Source organism: Wolbachia endosymbiont of Tuta absoluta (assembly GCF_059414725.1).
In genome coordinates this window covers 1-663 of sequence record NZ_JBNRJY010000512.1, presented here as the reverse complement: position 1 = coordinate 663, position 663 = coordinate 1, and the positions used below count along the sequence as shown (strand labels likewise).

At 37.7% G+C, this 663-nt stretch carries 2 protein-coding genes; one reads left to right on the top strand and one right to left on the bottom strand.

Annotation, left to right across the window (positions count from 1 at the left end):
• Positions 1-122: 122 nt before the first annotated feature.
• Positions 123-362 (top strand): hypothetical protein, encoded by a 240-nt coding sequence (locus ACJ5GX_RS05705; protein ID WP_264685872.1) that lies wholly within the window; start codon positions 123-125, stop codon positions 360-362.
• 37 nt (positions 363-399) lie between these two features.
• Here the strand turns inward: ACJ5GX_RS05705 and ACJ5GX_RS05700 are convergent, their stop codons facing one another.
• Positions 400-564, bottom strand: coding sequence for a hypothetical protein (locus tag ACJ5GX_RS05700; RefSeq protein WP_230609025.1), 165 nt, complete (start codon positions 562-564; stop codon positions 400-402).
• Positions 565-663: the final 99 nt, after the last annotated feature.

Sequence of the window (663 nt, the reverse complement as noted above, 5' to 3'; positions counted from 1 at the left end):
TCCAAGTACAGCATCTCCAAATTCATTTTCAGCCCATTCATTATTCCTGTTTGCCATTTTTTACCCTCAATGTTTGCAAACTTTAATGTTGTAATACTTTATTTTTATGTCCATTTATATTTGTGGGTAATAGTAAGATATCAAATGGTAATGGCAAAGTAATAAGCAGCATTAGTAAAATAGATAATCCAAATTACGAATTGCTATCAGATTCAAGTCACTTCAGCTTAGAAACACAAGATAACTTTGAGTTATTAGATCAACATCATGAATATAATCTCTATCTAGAGAATGGTTTTGTGAAAATGTTCGACTGCGCAAGCGATCACGTTTATCACGATCATAACTCGGCCTACATTTAATACATACAAGGAGGGCCCTGTGCCCTCTTCTTGTCATTCAAGTAGCCCCTTCGGTGTCACCCCAGTCCTCTCTTCTGTCATTCCAGTCCTCTCTGCTGTCATCCCAGTCCTCTCTTCTGTCATCCAGTCCTCTCTCTTCTTTCATCCCAGTCCTCTCTTCTGTCATCCCAGTCCTCTCTTCTGTCATCCCAGTGCTTGACACTGGGATCTCATTTTATTTTATAATTTCATCATATAAATCAGCCCAATTTGGATTTTCCCTTTCAACTAAATCAATTTTCCATTCTCTTTTCCAGCTTTT